Origin of the sequence: Paraeggerthella sp. LCP19S3_G8 (genome assembly GCF_052119225.1) — a bacterium.
GTDB classification, from domain to species: domain Bacteria; phylum Actinomycetota; class Coriobacteriia; order Coriobacteriales; family Eggerthellaceae; genus Paraeggerthella; species Paraeggerthella hominis.
The window spans coordinates 125647-145105 of record NZ_JBQKFQ010000004.1; the positions used below are offsets into that span (position 1 = coordinate 125647).

Annotated in this window: 13 protein-coding genes; 4 read left to right on the forward strand and 9 right to left on the reverse strand. The window is 63.6% G+C overall.

The features are described 5' to 3' along the window. Nucleotides 1–115 precede the first annotated feature (115 nt). Complete coding sequence (locus ACTQZK_RS05910; protein WP_216528430.1) at nt 116–2029, reverse strand: SHIRT domain-containing protein; 1914 nt, start codon at nt 2027–2029, stop codon at nt 116–118. 319 nt (nt 2030–2348) lie between these two features. On the opposite strand from ACTQZK_RS05910, the gene ACTQZK_RS05915 reads away from it, so the two are divergent. From ACTQZK_RS05915 to ACTQZK_RS05925, 3 genes are read left to right on the forward strand one after another with little or no spacing between them, the layout of a single operon-like run. Next, entirely contained in the window at nt 2349–2555 is a 207-nt protein-coding gene (locus ACTQZK_RS05915; protein WP_114565979.1) for an ATP-binding protein, read from the forward strand. Continuing rightward, on the forward strand, nt 2552–3208 hold the full coding sequence (locus ACTQZK_RS05920; protein WP_216529558.1) for a 4Fe-4S binding protein: 657 nt from the start codon (nt 2552–2554) through the stop codon (nt 3206–3208). Before ACTQZK_RS05915 ends, ACTQZK_RS05920 begins: the two co-directional genes overlap by 4 nt. Before the next feature lie 9 nt (nt 3209–3217). After that, nucleotides 3218–3499 (forward strand): ArsR/SmtB family transcription factor, encoded by a 282-nt coding sequence (locus tag ACTQZK_RS05925; protein WP_147269846.1) that lies wholly within the window; start codon nt 3218–3220, stop codon nt 3497–3499. 58 nt (nt 3500–3557) lie between these two features. Here ACTQZK_RS05925 and ACTQZK_RS05930 read toward each other — a convergent pair whose 3' ends face one another. The 7 genes from ACTQZK_RS05930 to ACTQZK_RS05960 form a co-directional block, all read right to left on the reverse strand. Then, entirely contained in the window at nt 3558–5744 is a 2187-nt protein-coding gene (locus ACTQZK_RS05930) for a YhgE/Pip domain-containing protein (RefSeq protein WP_216529557.1), read from the reverse strand. Further along, nucleotides 5737–8328 (reverse strand): YhgE/Pip family protein, encoded by a 2592-nt coding sequence (locus ACTQZK_RS05935; protein ID WP_441898843.1) that lies wholly within the window; start codon nt 8326–8328, stop codon nt 5737–5739. The genes ACTQZK_RS05930 and ACTQZK_RS05935 overlap by 8 nt, the downstream gene beginning before the upstream one ends. Nucleotides 8329–8531: 203 nt before the next feature. After that, entirely contained in the window at nt 8532–9734 is a 1203-nt protein-coding gene (locus ACTQZK_RS05940) for an NADP-dependent isocitrate dehydrogenase (RefSeq protein WP_441898845.1), read from the reverse strand. Between the two features lie 514 nt (nt 9735–10248). Beyond that, entirely contained in the window at nt 10249–12036 is a 1788-nt protein-coding gene (locus tag ACTQZK_RS05945; RefSeq protein WP_441898847.1) for an ABC transporter ATP-binding protein, read from the reverse strand. A 147-nt stretch (nt 12037–12183) separates the two neighbouring features. Beyond that, nucleotides 12184–14799 (reverse strand): DEAD/DEAH box helicase, encoded by a 2616-nt coding sequence (locus ACTQZK_RS05950; protein ID WP_441898849.1) that lies wholly within the window; start codon nt 14797–14799, stop codon nt 12184–12186. Between the two features lie 452 nt (nt 14800–15251). Continuing rightward, nucleotides 15252–16520, reverse strand: a complete 1269-nt coding sequence (locus ACTQZK_RS05955; RefSeq protein WP_418830898.1) for an ABC transporter permease — start codon at nt 16518–16520, stop codon at nt 15252–15254. Further along, the gene (locus tag ACTQZK_RS05960; protein ID WP_441898851.1) at nt 16513–17271 is read right to left on the reverse strand and encodes an ABC transporter ATP-binding protein; all 759 of its coding nucleotides are present in this window, start codon (nt 17269–17271) and stop codon (nt 16513–16515) included. The genes ACTQZK_RS05955 and ACTQZK_RS05960 overlap by 8 nt, the downstream gene beginning before the upstream one ends. 229 nt (nt 17272–17500) lie before the next feature. Between ACTQZK_RS05960 and ACTQZK_RS05965 the strand changes: the two genes are divergently transcribed. Further along, nucleotides 17501–18142 carry a TetR/AcrR family transcriptional regulator gene (locus ACTQZK_RS05965; RefSeq protein ID WP_216529550.1) on the forward strand — a complete coding sequence of 214 codons (642 nt, stop codon included), beginning with the start codon at nt 17501–17503 and terminating at the stop codon, nt 18140–18142. Here the strand turns inward: ACTQZK_RS05965 and brnQ are convergent. Beyond that, on the reverse strand, nt 18101–19453 hold the full coding sequence (brnQ, locus tag ACTQZK_RS05970) for a branched-chain amino acid transport system II carrier protein (protein ID WP_418830899.1): 1353 nt from the start codon (nt 19451–19453) through the stop codon (nt 18101–18103). The two genes, ACTQZK_RS05965 and brnQ, sit on opposite strands and share 42 nt — an antisense overlap. Nucleotides 19454–19459 lie beyond the last annotated feature (6 nt).

A 19459-nucleotide genomic window follows, 5' to 3' on the forward strand; every position in this document is an offset into this window, starting at 1 on the left:
CTCGCAGCGCGAAGCAACGGCAGCGACGCCCCTTCGCGGCGCACGCGGCATCGGGGCGGGCACGCACCTGCGCACCCGCCCCGATCGCCCGCTCTTGAAACTACTTAGCAGGCTGTTACTTTCCCGACCGCCTCTTTCCCACGGCAATGGCAGCGGCAAGAATCACCACGCCCGCCAGGAAGGCCGCGCCCGCGAACGCAGCGACGGCCGCCAAGCTCGAGTCGCCCGTAACGGGAAGCGCCTTTGCCTGGGCCTTTACGGGTTCGGGCATCGGCTTGGGCTGCTGCCCCGAGGTCCCGGGCTCAACCGGCGCAACTGGATCGACCGGGTCGACTGGATCGACCGGGTTGACCGGATCCGGCGGGTCGGTCGGGTCCGGCGGGTCGACCGGCACGGGATCGGCTGCGAATTCCCAATACCCCACGAACTCGCCGTCGGCGTCGTCAACCAGATGCGACTCCTTATCCCAGGAGCGGAACGCCCATTTCCCGCCTTCGACCTGGATCTCGGTCTGAAGCAGCTCTTCGGGGAACACGCGGACGCCCGTCTCCAGGCCCTCGAGCGGCACAGGCAGAAGCGCCAGCACGTCCGCAGGCAGCTCCTTGCCTTCCGTCATGCTTTCGAAGCGATACGAAACCTGGTAGGTTCGCGCCACGAAGGCTATTCGCATCGAGGGGCTGTCGATTCGGGGAATGTTCTGCTTGATCGCGCTCACCTTCACCACGCCGTCGATGTAGCCGCCCAGTGTAATCGGCTCGCCCGCAGACTCGACCGCGTACGCCGTCTCCTTCGAAACGAAGAAGGGACGTCCCGGCGCCGTAAGCACCATCGGCTCGAGCACCTGCGAAGCCGAAGCGTTCAGAAGGTTCGCCGGATTTCCGTCGCGGCGAACCGTGACCCGGACGATGAACGTGGACTTGCCCTGGCGATCGAACGAGAACACCGAGGTGGGGCTTCCCTGCACCAGCGAATCGTCTATCCGGGCAAGCACGTTGTAGTTTTCGTCGAGCACATACGAAGGCTTGAACTGGTAGCTGGTAAACGACACGTTCTCCAAAACGTCGGGCATGCCGATGCGCTCGTCAAGCACCACGTGCAGATCGACGTGCGTGTACGACGCGCCCTGCTTCGGGCCGTCCGACCAGGTTCCGCTGTTGGTCATGATGCCGCCGGGATTCCTGAACACCATGTGCGCGAGCACCTTGTTGAAGCCGAATTCCGGGCGCACCGCAACCCCGTATCCCGGCGCCGACGGATCCAGCATCACGGTTGCCGCTTTGTCCGCCTGGTCGACGCCGAACCCGGATTGCTCGATAATCTCGCCCTCCACGGTGTCGGAAGCGCTCATACCGCGGTTCATGTCGATATAGCCCGCGCTGTTCAGCGCATCGAACCCGCCCGCGAAAATGGCGTACAGACGGCGCGGCTCGGACAGGCCCTCGGGAAACGCCGCGGACACCGGCTCCCCTTCGTAGAAAAGACGTCCCTGCGCGTTAGCCACGTAATCCGGCACGTCCGACCAGCCGATGAAGTACTTCTTGAAAACCCAGCTTCCCATATCGTACAAACCGAAGTTGCCCAGCGGCTCGTCGCCGCTCGTAAACACCTTGGACTGCACGCCCTCTCCGGCAACTTCCATGTCGAACTCCACGATGCCGTTGAAATCGGGCTGTTCCGCAGGCGCCGCATCGCGCGCATCTACCGGACGCTCCCCCGCCGTCCCCGATTCGGGCGCCACGGGATTTTCCTCGTCGATCGATATGGAAAGCGGCTCGGCGATCGGCGGCGGCAACTCGGCGCCCGCCGGCGCTTCAGGCGCTGACGCCGGCGCGCCGTCGACGGAAGAGCCTTCCTCGTCGCGGTCCTCCGATAAGCCGGCATCGCTCGAAGCCGCCTCGGGCGCAGCATCCCGAACCTCCGCCCCCGCCAAGCTGCCGTCGGGCGCCGCGAACGCGAAGCTACCCGGCATCGCAACGCCCGCAACCAGCCCGACGGCAACGACAAGGCGAAGCACGCTGTCTCGTAGCATTTCAACTCCCTTCGTCCTGATGACTCAAGTTGAAGCGCAAAGCCCGCATCCTGCCAGCCCGAAAACCCTCCGTCACGACGCGCAGACTAGAAGCTTCCCAAGCTATGCTATTCCCATGGCAGCGCCGTTGCGGCCGAAACCCCCGGATGCTTTAGCACCCTATTCATTGCCCCCTCTATAGCGAAACGTCGTTGACATCCTGTTTCATGCGCCTTTTTCGCTGATGAGGCCGGGCGCGCCATTGCACGGTTGCGCGGCGGTCCCTCTTCGTTTATTATTTAAGAATATTCTTATATTCTAATTTAGAGAAAGGAAGACGGTGGCAAAGAAGATAGCGGTCGTAGCCGAGAAAGCCTGCGTCGCCTGCGGCGCATGCGCTCACGCCTGCCCTCGGGAAGCCGTTTCAGTCTGGCGCGGAACAAGGGCGTACGTGAACGCGACCCTTTGCGTGGGCTGCGGAGCATGCGAAGCAGAATGCCCGGCATCCGCCGTAGCCGTGCACCGACGCGAGGCGGTGTCGGCATGAGCGGCAAGAAGGCGTGCGGCAAGGCATGCGCACCGCGCTGGTACGACCGCCTGTACGTGATCACGCCCATCTACCTGGCACTGGGCTTCTTCAATATCCTGTTCGCGTGGATCGGCCTCGTGTTCTTCTTCGTGCCGCTCATCGTTTCCCTGGCAGGCGGCGGAAAAGCCTACTGCAACCGCTACTGCGACCGCGGACAGTTCCTGACGCTCCTGGGCAAGCGGTTCGGCCTCTCGCGCAACAAGCCGACCCCGCGCATCCTGCGGTCGCGCGCGTTCAGGCTGGGCTTCCTGGTGTTCTTCATGGCCATGTTCGCGAACATGCTGTTCGTCACCTGGATGGTGTTCGCCGGAAGCAGCGAGCTGGGAACGGCCGTACAGCTTCTGTGGACCTTCTCGCTGCCATGGGATTGGGCCTATCCGGTGGAAGTGGAGCCGTGGGTTGCGCAATTCGCCTTCGGGTTCTACAGCATCATGCTGACGTCGAACCTGATCGGGCTTGCAGTCATGGCTCTGTACCGGCCGCGCTCGTGGTGCGCGTTCTGTCCCATGGGCACCATGACCCAGCTCATCTCCAAAGGCCGCGCGCACGGCATGGAACCGCCGACGGAAGAGCGACCCGCGACGTCTACGAACCCTTCGACTCCCGCATAGGAGACCGCCATGGAAGAAAAAGCGCACCAGGTAGCGGAACTGTTTCGCCTGCTTGCCAACGAGAATCGGCTCTTGATTCTCTGCGCGCTGCTCGAAGCCGACCAAACCGTGGCCCAACTGGCCGAAAGCGTTCCCAACATCAGTCGGCCCGCGCTTTCCCAGCACCTTTCAGCGCTTCGCCTTGCGGGCGTGGTACATGCCCAGCGTTCCGGGCATTACGTCGTGTACAGCTTGGCTGACCAGCGCATTCGATCGCTGTTTCAAACAGTGAAGGACGCCTACTGCTCCTGATGCGCGCTCGCGCGCACGTAGGCGACGCCCGCATCTGCACGCGCGGGCGTCGCCTGCCCTACCCCACCAGCTTCGAGGACTCCACCTGCTCGACGTACCACGTCATGAATTTCGCCAACGGCTTGCGCAGCACCAGGCCGATGAACGCAGCGGGAAGCAGGAACAGCGCCAGCTTGCCCAACTCGATCCAGAAATCGTTGCCGAACGTCCCGAACATGGCCGCGCGCATGGCGTTGACCACATGGGTTGCCGGCAGCCACGGGCTGAGGTCCTGGATGAACGAGGGCAGCAGCTGCAGCGGATAGGAGCCCCCGCATCCCGTCACCTGGATGATCAGAAGCAGCACCGCGACCGCCTTGCCCAAGTTGGCGAACGCCGCCACCAGCGCGTAGATCAAGAACGTGAACACCAGGCCCGCCACCCAGAAGCACAGCATGAACAGCATCGGATGGGCTACCTGCACCTGCAAGAACAGCATGTTGCCCAGCCCCATCAGCGTGGTCTGCGCCAGCGACAGAAACGCCATGACGCCGAAATGCCCCAAGAACAGCTCGCGGGGACGCGGGTCGCTCAAAAGCGCCCTCGTCTTATCGGAGACGCCCGGCTTCACCGCAACCAGGATAAGCAGCGAGCCGATGAACAGGGCCAGCGTCGTGTACAGCGGAGCCATGGCCGATCCGAAGTTGTCCGCCGGGAACACGGCGATGCGATCGATGGCGACCGGTGCCGAAAGCGCCTTCGAAAGCACCTGGGTGTCCGAGCCCAGCACATGGCGCAGGGCTTCCATATCGCCGCTCGCAAGCGCTTGGTCGATGCTGTCGGCCAAAGACGCCAGCTCGGCGGCCGATCCGCGCAGCTTCTGCGCCGCGCCGTCGATCTTCGAAGCCGCCGACCCCAGCAGATCGTTGGCCGACCCCGCGGAATCGGCCAGCCCGGAACTCGAAGCCCGCAAGTTGTCCACGCCGGCTCCAACGTTGGCCGCAAGCGTTGACACGTTGCTTGCCAGCTGCTGCATGGCCGGTTTCACGTTCGCATCGAAATCGCCTTTGACCGCCGACATGCTCTCCTGTGCCTGCGCGGCCAGCTTCTTGATCTCCTCGCGCTCGGCCTGCGTGTTCGCGTTGCCCGCTTCCAGCTTGGTCGCCGCGCTGCGCAGGTTGTCGCGCACGCCCTCCATAAGCTCGATAACGGCGTTCAGCCGCACGATCACCGCGTCCACGGCAGGTTGATACTCTTCGGGCACCTGCCCCCGCAGCTGCTCCAACTGGCCCACCAGGGCAACGTAGTGGCTGATCTGCCCGTCCACCGTATCGGCCTGCGCGCGCATCTGCGCAACGCACTCCTGCGTTCCCGAAGAAGCCGTGTCGAACAGGGCGTCCACCGAATCGGAAACCGCGCCGAAGCCCTGCCCCGTGCTCTCGAGCGCGTGCGACAGGTCGTCGACCGACTGCTTCAGGGCTTCGACCATGTCGCCCGTAGCCGCCGCACCCTGCGAAGCCGTTGCGCCCATGCCGTCCAACTCGGAGCGGGCCGACCCGATAAGCTTGACCGAATCGCCGATAAGCGTTTGCGAAGAACGCGCGAGCGAAGCGTACAGATCGAGCACCGAGCCCATCTGCTTCACCTGCTCCCCCATGCCGCGCACGTGCTTGGACAGATCGGCGATGCGACCGTTCACGTCGGCGTCGTCGGCATAGCGCGAGAGCGATTCCGCCAAGCTGAGTGCAACTTCCGAAAGCGTTTCGGCGAACACTTCGTTTACCTGGTACGACACGGAATCGGCACCCTTGTCGGTAATTTTCGGGGCAATCGCGCTCTTCTTCTCGTTCGCGTAGTACACGATTTTCGCGTGTTGCACGTCCTGCGAATAAAAGGTGAGCATATCCTTGCTGAAGCTGCTCGGAATGACCACCGCCGCGTAGTAGCGTCCCGATTTCGCGCCGTCCACGGCGTCCTCTTCGGACGTGAAGGTCCAATCGATCTGGTCGTTGGCGCGCAGCGCGGAAACCACCTGCTCGCCCACGTTGACGTGCAAGGGAACCAAATCGCTTTCGTACCCCTCGTCGACATTGGCCACCGCCACGGTAAGGCTGCCGGTGTTGTCGAACACGTTCCAGCACGCAATGACGTTGTACCAGGCGAAGATGGAAGGCATGACCACCAAGCCCACGGCGATGATGATGCTCATCGCGTTCGCGAACAGGCTTTTGAAGTCGCTGCGAAGGATGCGCCACAGGTTACTCATGACCGCCGCCTCCCTTCAAGCCGCGAAGGGCATCCGAGGTTCGCGCCATGCTGTTGCGCGACGCGCCCAGTTCCAGCAAGCCTTCTTCGGACATGCCGTCAAGCTTCAGCTGCCGTTCGAAGCTGTCGCGCAGGCTCTCCAGCACCACCAAGAACACGAACACGGTAACCATCCATATCAGCCACGCGGTCAGCAACCACACCTTCTCGGTGGGCGTGAGCGCGAATATCACGGTCAACGCCACGGGCACCGCCAGGCCCAGCGCCACGGATCCGCGGATAAGCCGAGGATACCAGCGGGCAAAGCGCTCGTAGCGAAGCTGCAGCTCTTCGCGGTACTCGTCCTTGTCCGCAAGCGCGCGGAACAGCTGCGCGAACCGGTACGGGCGCTCGGGAACCTCCACGTCCTCGCCGTTGAACAGGCCGCTTTGGCTCACCTGCCCCGCAACCATGCGGTTCACGTTCGCCATGAGGGGCCGAACGATGATCCCCAAAGCCATGAACAGCACGAAAAACAACACGAGCATGCCCACGGCGTCGGTGTAATGGGAACCGTAGAACCCGCAGATGGCCTCGCGCATGGCGCCGATGCCGTAGGTGAACGGGAAGAAGGGGTACACCGCCTGGAAAAAGCCCGAGGTCATCTCGATGGGGTACAAGCCCGTCGCGCCCGGAATCTGCGCGAACACCAGCACCACGCAGATGCCCTTGCCAATGTGCTGCAACGTAACCGAAAGCGCGTAGATGATGCTCAGGTAGGAAAGCGACGCCACCGCTGCCGCAAAGAACAGCGCCGGGGCGTTCACGGCCTGGACCCCTATGACCAAAACGCCGGCGCAGCAGATGACCGCCTGCAGAACCGCCATGACGGCCAGCAGCAAGAACCTGCCTAGATAGCGCTGCGTGACGGTCAGGTTCCGTATGCCCTCCCCATCCACCTCTTGCTTCATGATGACCAGCAGCATGAAAGCGCCGATCCAAAACGTCAGGTTCATGAACAGCGGAGCCATGGCCGACCCGTAGGCGTTAAGCGGATAAAGCTGCTCGGTGACAAGCTTGGTGGGAGATCCCATGAATTCAGCGATCTTCGTGGCGTCCAGCCCGTCTTCTCCGAACAGCTTCGTCAAAACTCCCGACTCGCCCAACGACAGCACATCGGTCCTCACCGTATCAAGGCTTTCGCTCAAGCTTGCCAGAATGGCGTCGGTTTGGCCGAGCGCTTCTTTCGCCGTGGCAAGCGTCGAGGAAAGCTGGTCCAGGACAAGCGACGTCTGGTCGATCAGCAGCCGCTGGCTGGCAACGGCCGCGCCCAGCGTGGCCGAGGTTGCGCTCACCTGCGACAAGCTCTGGTTGACCAGGGGAATCGTGGTTCCGAACAGCCCGTTCGAATACGTGTTCGCATCGTTGACGGCAAGCTGCACCGCAGCATTGAGCGAATCGCCCGCCTGCGACACCGACTGGGACAGCTTGCCCGCTTCCCCGTTGAGGCTCGCAAGGCCGTCCAAGGTTTGCTGCGCATCGGCCGCGCGGCGATCCAGCTCGTCCGCCATGGCCGCAAGAGGCTCCTTGCCGGGGTCGCCGGCGGGAAGCCCGTCCGCCATCGTGCGCAGGTAGGCGGCCAGCGCCTTGCTCTCTTGGACGATCGCCTGTCCCTGGGACAACGAGGAGCCTATGCCCGCCTGGGCCTCCCCCGCAGCCGTCGTCAAATCCCCTATCGCGCCGTTCGCCTTGGAAGACGCCTGGGAAACGGCAAGCAGGCTTTGGCTCACGGCGGGCGCTGCGGTGGTCGATACGCTTGCCAGCCCGCTTTGCATCTGCCCGGCAAGGTTCGACACGTTTTGCAGCGCGCTGCTGGCGCTTGCAATCTCGGTGCGCGCACGATCGAGCGTGCCGCGCGAATTCCCAACCTTATTCTGAGCCTCGTCGGTGGCCGCCGAAATAGCGTCGAGCGATGCGCGGGCGTCGCTTACCAGCTGCGCCGTTTCGGATATCTCGGAAACGGCGCGAGACCGCGACGCGTCGATCGATCCGCGCGCGTCGGACACCGCCTGGTCTATGGCTTCGGCAGCAACATCGCTTACGGTCGAGACGAACGTGGAGTTGATGGTTTCGTCAAGCGTCGTGGCGCCCGTATCGGTGATCTTAGGCGAAACCGGCCCAAGCTTTTCGTTGACGTAGTATTGGATTTCCGGCTGCGTGAAATCGCCGGTCGTCAAAGAGAGCAAGTGCTCGGTGAAGTCCTTTGGTATGACGAAGGCCGCGTAGCTCTTGCCCGATTGAAGTTCGGACAAAGCGGTATCGTGATCGGTGAAAACCCAGTCCAGCTGCTTGTTTTCGTGCAGTTCCTCAACGATCATGTCGCCAACGTGAAGCTCGCCGGTCAAATCGCTTGAGCCGCCGACGTCCTCGTTCACCACGCACACGCGCAGATTCCCCGTATTGTCGTACGGGTTCCAAAAGCCCACCACGTTGTACCAGGTGTAGACCGACGGCAGAACCAGCAAGGCGACGACCACCACCAAGGCGGGCGGCACCTTCAACAGGCGCAAAAGGTCACGCTTGAACACGCGAAAAACGTTTCCCATCTTGCCGCAACCCTCCTTCATGAAGCTCGCCGAACGCATCCGGCCTATGATACTCCTCTTGCATGAAGGCGCCATGCCTGATTGACGTTTGAAGCCCAAACGTCAATCAGGCATGATTGGATCACGGTACCTGGCCAAAAAAACGGCCTCGGAGCGCAATGCGATCCGAGGCCGTGAACGTTGCGTTGAGCGCAGAAGCCGGCCTACGCCGCCAGACGCTTGGCAACCGCCAGGATGAAGTCGCGCGTGCTGAGCTTCACCGGGTTCGGCAGCGTGGTGATGAGCGCCAGGTCGCCCGTCATCTCGCCGGCCTCGATGGTGTCGAGCGTGGCCCTCTCCAGACGGTTCGCGAAGTCCACCAGGTCGTCCAGGCCGTCCAGCTCGCCGCGCTTGCGCAGCGCGCCCGACCACGCGAAGATGGTGGCCACCGAGTTCGTGGACGTTTCCTCGCCCTTGAGATGCTTGTAGTAGTGGCGCTGCACGGTGCCGTGCGCGGCCTCGTACTCGTAGTAGCCCTGGGGGCTGACCAGCACCGACGTCATCATGGCAAGCGAGCCGAACGCGCTTGACACCATGTCGCTCATCACGTCGCCGTCGTAGTTCTTGCAGGCCCAGATGAAACCGCCGTCGGCCTTCATCACGCGCGCCACGGCGTCGTCGATGAGCGTGTAGAAGTACTCGATGCCGGCTTCCTCGAAGCGCGCGGCGTACTCGGCGTCGTAGACTTCCTGGAACACGTCCTTGAAGCGATGGTCGTACTTCTTCGAGATGGTGTCCTTCGTGGCGAACCAGATATCCTGCTTGATGTCGAGCGCGTACTCGAAGCAGCTGCGCGCGAAGCTCTCGATGGAGGCGTCCAGGTTGTGCATGCCCTGCGCCACGCCCGGACCGTCGAACTCGTGCACGAGCTCGCGCGTCTCGGTGCCGTCGACGGCGGTGTAGACGAGCTCCACCTTGCCGGGACCGGGCACGCGAATCTCGGCGTTCTTGTACACGTCGCCGTAAGCGTGACGCGCGATGGTGATGGGCTTGACCCAGTTGCGCACGCACGGCTCGATGCCCGCCACCGTGATGGGCGTGCGGAACACGGTGCCGTCGAGCATGGCGCGGATGGTGCCGTTGGGGCTCTTCCACATCTGCTTCAGGTCGTACTCGTCCATGCGCGCCGCGTTCGGCGTGATGGTGGCGCACTTCACGGCAACGCCCAGGCGGCGAGTCGCCTCGGCGGAGTCGACGGTCACTTGATCGTCGGTGGCGTTGCGATGCTCCAGCCCCAGGTCGTAGTACTCGGTCTTCAAGTCGATGTGCGGCGCGAGCAGTTCGTCTTTGATCATCTGCCAGATGATGCGGGTCATCTCGTCGCCGTCCATTTCCACAAGCGGCGTGGTCATTGCAATTTTCGCCATAGCTAGCCTTTCGTCCTCGAGGGCTTTCGCCCGCCGCGCGCACCGGCGCGCTTGTTCGCGTGCATGAAACCATGATAGCGCGGAATGTGCGCGGACGGCCTCAAATCCAAGTGATTCCGATTTCCGGAGCCGCGCTTCCTCCGAAAGCCGCCGGTTTCGCTCGTCCTGTCAAAAAGAACGAGTTTTGCCGGTCCTCAAACAAGGATAAAGGATGCTTGCAGCTTGTGAACTGGGGTGATGCAAAACGCGTTCGAGAAGAGACTCCTCTGAGGGCGAAAAACCGCCGCAAAACTCGTCCGTTTTGACAGCGAGGGGATCTTGCCGCTCGGAAACGCGCGCAGCAGTGGCGTTGCCCTCGCGGAAGCGGGCCCCGCGGAAACGGACGCGGCAGCGGCGTTCGCCCTTGCGGGAGCGCGCTCCGCGGAAGCGGCGACGCACGCCATCGCCCGCGCGACACCCACGCGCCGCCGCCGAGCGCTCGCACTCCTGGCGCTCCCCCGTCCTCACGCGCGGCCTACTCCAGATACGCGCCCGTCTGGCACTCCCACAGGCGCGCATACGCTCCACCGGCCTCGATCAGCTGCGCATGCGGGCCGTCCTCGACCACGCGGCCTCCGTCAAGCACCACGATGCGGTCCAAGCTGGCCACCGTGGACAAGCGATGCGCCACCACGATGGCCGTACGCCCGTGCATGAGGGTGGCCAGCGCGTCCTGCACCAGGTGCTCGCTTTCGGAATCGAGCGCGCTGGTAGCCTCGTCCAGCACGAGCACCGGGCAATCAGCCAGAAGCGCACGCGCTATGGCGATGCGCTGGCGCTGGCCGCCCGACAGCTTGACGCCGCGCTCGCCCGTAACGGTATCGAAACCCTGCGGCAAGCGCTCGATGAACTCGAGCGCGTTCGCACGGCGCGCCGCTTCGCGGATCTCGTCCATGGACGCGTCGGGCCGTCCGTACGCGATGTTCTCCGCAATGCTGCGATGGAACAGCAGCGCCTCCTGCGGCACGTAGGCGATCTGGCGGCGAAGCGACTGCTGCGCGGCGTCGGCGACGTCCTGGCCGTCCACCAGGATGCGGCCCTCCTGAATGTCGGAAAGCCGCAGCAACAGCTTCGTGAGCGTGGTTTTGCCCGCACCGCTCGCACCCACCAAGCCAACCCTCTGGCCTGCGGGTATGTGCAAATCAAGCCCGTCGAACACCGTCGTGCGCACGTCTCCGTCGGTATACCAGAATCCAATTCCCTCGAAATCGATGGACCCTTCGCTCACCTCAAGCGGAGCGGCGTCGGGCGCGTCGGCTACCAGACGCGGCTCGTCGAGGATGATCGTCATGCCGCTGGCGTCGCCGAACGCGCGGTTGAAGCGCTGCAACCCGTTGTTGATGAAGTTGAACTGGTTCGTCACCGTGTAGGTGTAGGTGAACATGACCACCAGCGTGCCCGGCGTGATGCCGTACCAGGCGTTGCCGCCCGCGATGAACACCGCCACCACGCTCATGATGGCAACGGTGATGCACGCCGTCACGATGCCGCGCGTAAGCGATGCCCACATGCGCTTGGAATCGCGCGCCACCACCTCGCGGTTCGCTTGGTCGAACAGGCCGCGCTCGTAATCCTCGCGACCGTAAGTTTTGACGGCAAGAATGTTCGCCACCGAATCCGACAGCTCGCCCGAAAGCTGGTTCTGCGCGCCCGCCGCCTTCTCGTTCAGGGCCAGGATGCGCTTGTACATGTAGTACGAAACCCCCGCGTACACCGCCAGCAGCAGCATGAGGATGGCCACGTACACCGGAACGCGAGGAGCAAGGATGGCGCACGTGAACACCACCGAGCAGATCACCGGCAGAAACGGAAACGTGATGGTTTCCAACAGCAGTTGGTAAGCGCTCATGAACTTGGTGGTTTGGCTGACCAGCGTACCGCCGAAACGGTTCGAATGAAACGACATGGACTGGTTGCACAGCGCGTCGAACGACATGGTGGCCAAATCGTACGAGGCTGCGATTTGCAGACGGTACATGGTATAGTCCTGCACCTTGCTGGCAACCTGACCCGCTACGTTGATTCCGATGAGCGCCAGAATGTACGGCCCGAACACCGCGAACACCTCGTCCGGCGACACCGACCCCGCGCTCACACGGTCCACCACCAGGCTCATCACGTACGGGTTGCCGTACGAAAGCAGCGCCACGAACAGAAACGTCGACGCCATAAGGGCCGTGAACAGCCCGAAGTGCTTGCGAGTGACCAACCAGAAATAATGCAACGTGCGACGCGTTGTGGACGCAGCGGTTTGACGCGACATGAGGATCCCTTCTTTTTGCTTCGACACGATTATGCCACAAGCGCGTCGACTCATGCCGCGCCGAGCGCCGCAGCACGTTTGCTCCAGCGAAGCGGCGCCGGGAGCAAGGCCGCGGGACGGGTTGCCCGCCCCGGCCAAACCCATCGGCTATTCGATTCCCAGTTCTTCGAAGAAGCCCACGCGGAAGCTCTTGAACACGACCTCGCCCTCTTCCTGCGTGGCGTCCAAATCGACATCGGCGGCAATGCCGAAATCGTGATCGTCGTCAGGGTCGCTGAAAATCTGGTGCACGTGCCACACGCGGGCCGATTTCTCGTCGGACTCGTCGATCTCCAGATAGGCCATCGACCGCGCATCGCCGTCGATGCGCACCTCGTCGTGCGCTTCGTAGTACGAATCCAAGGCGCGCTGCCAACGCGGCTCCCCGCAGCCCCAATCCTGGTCCAAGCGGCCCAGCTCAGCCGCGCGCTCCTGCGCAGCCAGCCGCACGCGCAAAAACAGCGCGTTGCGAACGAGCACCGTCACGCCGCGCCGATCCGTCACCACCTCGTCGGCGTCCACCGGCGCAGCCGCGTCCAAGGCCGACCCCGCGTTCTCCCATTCATTCATCAAGCTGGAGTCCACCGACCTCACCACGAAGCCCAGCCATGCGATGACGTCCTCCAGCCGATCGTTGCGCTTGTCCACCGGCACCGTGCGCGCGATCACCCGGTACGCGTCGGCCAGGTAGCGCAGCAGCAGCCCCTCCGACCGGGCGATGCCGTAACGCTGCACGTAGCCCTTGAAGTCGCTGGCGGTTTCCAGCATGTCGCGCAGGACCGACTTCGGCTCCAGCTGGAAATCGCGCGCCCACGGCACCTCCTGGCAATAGCGCTCGAACGCCGCGCCCAGCAGATCTTCGAGCGGCTTGGGGTACGTGATCTCGGCGATGCGCTCCAAGCGTTCCTCGTAGTCCACCCCGTCGGCCTTCATGTCGGCCATGGCCCGATCCTTCGCCTGCCGCTCCTGCGCACGCAGCACCTGACGCGGGTTTTCCAGCGTGGCCTCGGCCATGGAGATGACGTCGTGGGCGTACGTGTCGCTTTCCGGGTCCAGCAGCTCCAGCGCAGCCAGCAAAAACGGCGAAAGCGGCTGGTCAAGCGCAAAATCCTCGGGAAGATCGACGGTTGTGACGTATTCCGTGCTTCCGTCTTCGGCCTGCACGCGCTCCACCACGTCGGCGTTCACGAGCGTGGCGAATATGTCGTCCGCGCGCACGACCAGGGCGGCCTTCTCTTCGTCGGTTTGAGCGGAATCGGCGATGAGCTTGCGGACGCGCGCGTAGGCGTCGCCGCCCTGCACCACTTCCGACAGCACCATCGAATGCGTGATCTTCATGCGCGGCTTGAGCGTTTCGGGCGTGGCCTCGATCAGGCGCTCGAACGTCTGCTTGTTCCAGGTGACGAACCCTTCGGGCGGCTGCTTCTTCTTGATCTTGCGCAGCTTCTTCGGATCGCCGCCGGCTTTCTGCACCAGCTTCGCGTTCTCGATGTCGTGCTCGGGAGCTTCGGCCAGCACCACGCCTTCGGTGTCGAAGCCGCTGCGGCCCGCGCGGCCCGCGATCTGATGGAACTCGCGGGCGCGCAGACGGCGCATCTTGTAGCCGTCGAACTTCGTGAGCGCCGTCAAAAGCACGGTGTGAATGGGCACGTTGATGCCCACGCCCAGCGTGTCCGTGCCGCAGATGACGGGAAGAAGCCCCTGCTGAGCAAGCTTTTCCACCAGCAAGCGATACCGGGGCAGCATGCCGGCGTGGTGCACGCCGACGCCGCTTGAAAGCAGGCGCTTGAGCGTTTTGCCGAACGCCGTGGTGAAGCACGTGCCGGCCATGGCGCGCTTGATGTCCTCGCGCTGCTCCTTCGACGCCACGCCGAAGCTCGAAAGCGATTGCGCCGTGGCAAGCGCGGCATCCTGCGAGAAATGCACGATGTAGAGCGGAGCCTCGCCGTTGCGCAGCGCCAGTTCCACGCTGCCTTCGAGCGGCATCTCCACGTATTCGTAGGACAGCGGAACGGGGCGCGGGGCGTCGGCCACCACGTCGACGTCGACGCCCGTGCGCTCTTTGAGCGAGCTCGCGATGTTCGAGACGTCGCCCAACGTTGCGCTCATCAGCAAGAACTGCGTTTTCGGCAGCGTGAGCAGGGGAACCTGCCACGCCCATCCGCGGTCGGCGTCGCCGTAGAAATGGAACTCGTCCATGGCGACGCAGCCCACGTCGGCGCGCTCGCCCTCGCGCAGCGCTTCGTTCGCCAGGATCTCGGCCGTGCAGCACACGACCGGCGCCTGCGCGTTGATGTGCGTGTCGCCCGTGATCATGCCCACGTTATCGCGCCCCAGCACGTCCACCAGATCGAAGAACTTCTCGCTGACCAGGGCTTTGATGGGGGCTGTGTAGTACGCGCGCCGACCTGTGGCAAGCGCCATGAAATGCAGGCCCAGCGCGACCATCGACTTGCCGGAACCCGTGGGCGTGCCCAGGATGACGTGGTCGCCCATCATGAGCGCCATGAGCGCTTCTTCCTGATGGGGCCACAGGTCGATGCCGCGCGACGCCACCCAATCGAGGAAGCGGTCGAGCGCTTCGTCGGGCGTGAGCCACGGCTCGGGGGCGGGCTCCCCCTCTTCCGGCTCCCACCAGCTTGGCGCGAGCAGCCCCAGCGACCCGTGCGCGAACGCCGCCCCTTCGGACTTCTCCGTTGTTTCCTCTGTTGCGCGTTCGACCATGCGGGACGACCTCCGACCATACCAGCGATACTTTGCAAAGCATCTATTTTACCCGTTACCGCGCCCATGCGGACGGGCAAGCAGCAAAGTCCTCGCGTTCTGCGCGTCGGAACGCGCGTGATGCGGGGCGGGGGCAGGCTGGCGTGACAACACGCGGACTGGAGCTCCCAAGCCGATACGATAATCCGCACCCGCAAAGCACAACCGGACCACATGCGCCCAGTCGTGCAGCCGAAGCGTCCATTCAGGTTGGCGGCACCGCGCAGGGCCGCGTTTGCCGCACGGTTTTGCCCCCAATGTCGCGTATCGCGAGTTCCTTGAGCGCCCCGCCCTCGGGGACTTGCGTCACGCGATCGTTTTGCCAGGTCGTGCGAAGGCGAGGCCGAAGCATGCCGAGTCAAGCGCAACATTGAGGGCAAAACCGTGCAGCGCAAGGACCCCAACCCCGTCCGCTACCGCACCCGGGCGCGCTTCTTGCGAAAGCCCAGCGCCGCCAGCACGAAGAACGCTGCCACGAATCCCCACAGAACCGCAAGATCGGGCCAGACCGCCGCGAAATCGGCACCGCGCAGCATCACCGCGCGCAGGGCGTCCACCCCGTACGTCACCGGCATGCACTGGCCCAGCGCCTGAAGCCAGCCCGGCGCGCTCGACAGGTCGAACAAGCCGCACAGCAGTATCTGCGGCACCACGAACAAGAGCATGAGCTGGATAACCTGAAACGCGTTGCTGGCCAGGCCCGACACCAAAAGCCCCAACGTCACCGACACCAGCGCCATCGACACCGCCGTCACCACGACCAAGCCCAGGTTGCCTTCGTTGGGAAAACCGATCAGCCCCAACGCCACCGCCAGGATCACGCCCGATTGCGCAAGCGCCAGCGCGCCGAATCCAATGGAGTAGCCGCCCAAGATCTGCGTCGGCTTGACCGGCGTCGCCAGAAAGCGCGCCATGGTTCCCGCGCCGCGCTCGTTCACCAGCGACATGCCGCTTGTGATGAACGTGAACGCGAACAAGAACACCCCGATGAACACCGGCCCGTAGAAGTCGAACATCTTCCAATCCTCGCTACCGTGCAAATACGAGGTCTCCACCTCTTTCACCGGCATGTACGACGAAGGGTCAAGGGCGAAATCCTCAGCCGAAACGGTGCTCGCAAGCGATCCGTCCAACATGTCGCGCACCGACTCCGGCATCTTCGCCAAAGCGCTCGGCGGAAGCGAGAGCGCCACCTCTTCGATAGCGCTGCGCAGTTCGACCTGCTTGGATTCAGCGTCCTCCCGAGCCTGCTCGATTTCGTCCTTCTTCGCCTCGATGTCCGCTTCCATCTGATCCGCCGCGTCTTTTTGCACGTCGGCCATGGCAGACGACGCGCACGCCATCACGGCAGCGGTCTTGGTGGAATCGCTGCCTTCGGCCCATATCTCCAGCGTCGCGTCGCCTTTCATGCGCAATACCGCATCCACGTTATTGGAGCGCAGCAGACGCTCGGCTTCGTCGACCCCCACGTCCGACACGCGCGCATCCTGCGCCTCGAGCGCATGCTGATATGAAGACGGAAGCAAAACCGTGGCGATGCGCGGCTGGTAGGAGTCGGCGCCCAGCAGCACCGACAGCAGCCACAGCACCACGATGGGCGCCACGAACAGAAGCGCGATGGTGCGCTTATCGTGCATGAACTGCGAGAGGATGCGGCGAGCAACCGCGAGCGTCTTACGCATGATCGGCCTCCTTCCCTTCAGACGAGCCCTCTAGGATAAGGAACGCATCCTCCAGATTGTCGGCTCCCGTTTGCACAAGGATATCGGCAGGCGATGCGTTCGCGATGATGCGGCCGCCGTGCAGCATGGCTATCTGGTCGCACCGAACCGCTTCGTCCATGACGTGCGTCGTCACGATGATGGTGGCCCCTTCGCCCGCCATCGCGGAAAACGCATCCCAGATGCGACGCCTATGATCGGGATCAAGCCCCACCGTTGGCTCGTCGAGCACCAGCAGCTCAGGCTCGTGCAGCATCGCCACGCCCAGGCTTAGCCTTCGCTTCATGCCGCCCGAAAACGCCGACACCAGCTTCTTGCGATCGTCTTCCAAGCGACCGAACTTCAGCATCTCGCCGATGCGCGCGTCCAGCCGCGCACCCGAAAGCCCGTTCATCGCGCCGAAGAACCGCAGGTTCTCCTCGGCGGTGATGTCGTCGTAGAGCGCATCCTCCTGCGGCATGTAGCCCACGCGGGCGCGCGCCGTAGGGTACGGAGCGCGCTCGCCCATGACCAGCACCTCGCCCGCCGCCGGCACCGTCACGCCCATAATAAGGTTGACCATGGTGGTTTTGCCGCACCCCGAAGGCCCCAGCAGGCAGAGAATGCTGCCCCGGTCGACGCGCAGGTTCACCCGATCCAGTACGGTGCGCCTGTCGTCCGCCAAAGGCGTTTTCCTGCCGAACCTCTGAACCGCGCCTTTGAATTCGACCATAGGCCGCCCATTCGCACGCGTCTGCGTTTCCATGGCATCACGTCCCCTCCCCGCGCGCTTGAGCGCGGCTTGCTTCGAAGAGCCCGCATGCGGGAACCGCGGTGCTTGACGACCCTTCGCCATCTGTTCTAGGATGATTTTATTGGCCTATGCGTCCAATAAAAATATGCAAATCACGGGAAAACGACCAATTACAAATGAGCAAAGCGCTCATAGCAAGGAGGAAACCGTGCCGCGACCGAAAAAAGGGCAGGACGTCCCCGCCGTCGACCGCATGAGGGACGCATTCTGGACGCTGCTGGCCGAAAAGCCTTACGCGGCGCTTTCGGTGGCGGATATCCTACGATCGACGGGCCTCAACAAAAACGCGTTCTACTACCACTACGGCAACCTTGGCGAGCTAGCGAAAGACGCCGTCGAGCAAATGCTGCCAACCGATCTTATGGTTGCGGTGTTCAGGGAGATCATCGACCCGAAAAGCAACCTGGACGCCTTGCTGTGCGACCCCAAATACCACGTGCACCTTGATCGCCTCAGCCTGATAGCCGGAAAACACGGATCCCCGCAGTTGCAGGGAACGCTCAAGCGCGCCATGAAGCAAGCTTGGATCGGCATGCTTGGCATTGACGAGGCGAATCTAGGATTCAACTCGTCGCTTGCCATCGAGTTCGCGCTTGGCGGAGTGTTTTCCCTGCTGGCCTATCGCGCCGAGCACCTGCCCGACATGACAACCGAGCAGCTCTTCGGATCCCGTTTCGGCCAGCGCATGCGAAGGACCGTTCCGCCCATGCTGCTGGAAACGTTTCTCGACGAGGGCGTGATCAGCGAATCAGCCTTGCTGGCAACGCGATTCGCGCCGACGTCGAGCTAGCGACCATGCAGCGCCCACGGCGGCGCCCGCAAAGGCTATGAGCACCCATCCCAGGCCGAAGTCCGCAAACGGCAGCGCATCGAGCGGCAGCCATGCGCCGGGCGCAAACGCGTCGCGCAGACCCACAACCACGCTGTACACGGCCGTCGACAGCACCGCCCACGGCCACATGAGCGACAGCTTGTCGCAACGAGCGTGCACGAGGCCCATGATTACCAGCACGATAGCCGGCGGGTACAACGCGCCCAGAAGCGGCGCGGAAAACGCCAGGATCGCGTCCAGCCCCAAAAGCGAAACGGCGCAGCTGAACACGGCGAACGCAGCCGCCCAGGCAATCAACGGCACGCGCGGGACGGCCTCGAAGAAGTACTCGGAGCAGCACGAGATCAAGCCCGTGCATACGTTCAGGCACGCGATCAGGAAGATCGCAGCCACGATAACGGCCCCAGCCTCGCCGAAGTGCATGCTGGCCGATGCCGCCAGAATGGCCGCGCCATTGGTCGCGTCGGGCAGCGCGCCGCCCATGGTGGCGCCCACGAATCCCAAGCCGCAGTAGATGACCATCATGAGCACGCCGGCCACGACGCCCGCACTCGAAATGGCGCCGGCAACCTGCTTCGGATCGCGCGCGCCCAGCTGCTTCACGTTCGCCGCAACCACGATGCCAAAGCACAGCGCAGCCAGCAGGTCCATGGTCTGGTATCCGGTCAAAAAGCCGTGCGTCGCCGCGTTCACGCTGTACGGAGCCTGCGGCTCGAGAACTTCTCCCCCGCCTCCGATCACCGATGCGCCCACCACCAAGACGATGAGCACGATAAGCGCAGGCGCAGAGAACTTGCCCAGCACGCGCGAAAGCAACCCAGGCCGCAGCGCCAAAACGAAAGCCACGGCGAAAAACGCAACCGAGAACACGACCGCCGCCACGTTCGGATCGATCACGTCAGGTCCCGGCAACAAAGGCCGCAGCATCTCGTACGCCGTAGAGGACGTGCGCGGAATAGCCAGAAACGGGCCGATGGTCAGGTACACGAGCGCAATGAACACCGATGCGAACAAAGGACTCACGCGCCCCGCCAGCTCGCGCACGCCGCCGCACAGGGCCACGGCCACAATGCCCAGCACGGGTAGGCCGATGCCCGCAAGCAGAAAGCCCGCCATAGCCGGGACGGCTTCGGTGCCCGCCTGCAAGCCCAAAAGCGGCGGCAGGATCAGGTTCCCCGCTCCAAAGAACATAGAGAACAGCATGCCGCCCACCATCAGCAGCTGACTGGGGCGCAGCCCGCCGCGCGCGTTTTGTTGCTGCTCTTCCACGAGGTT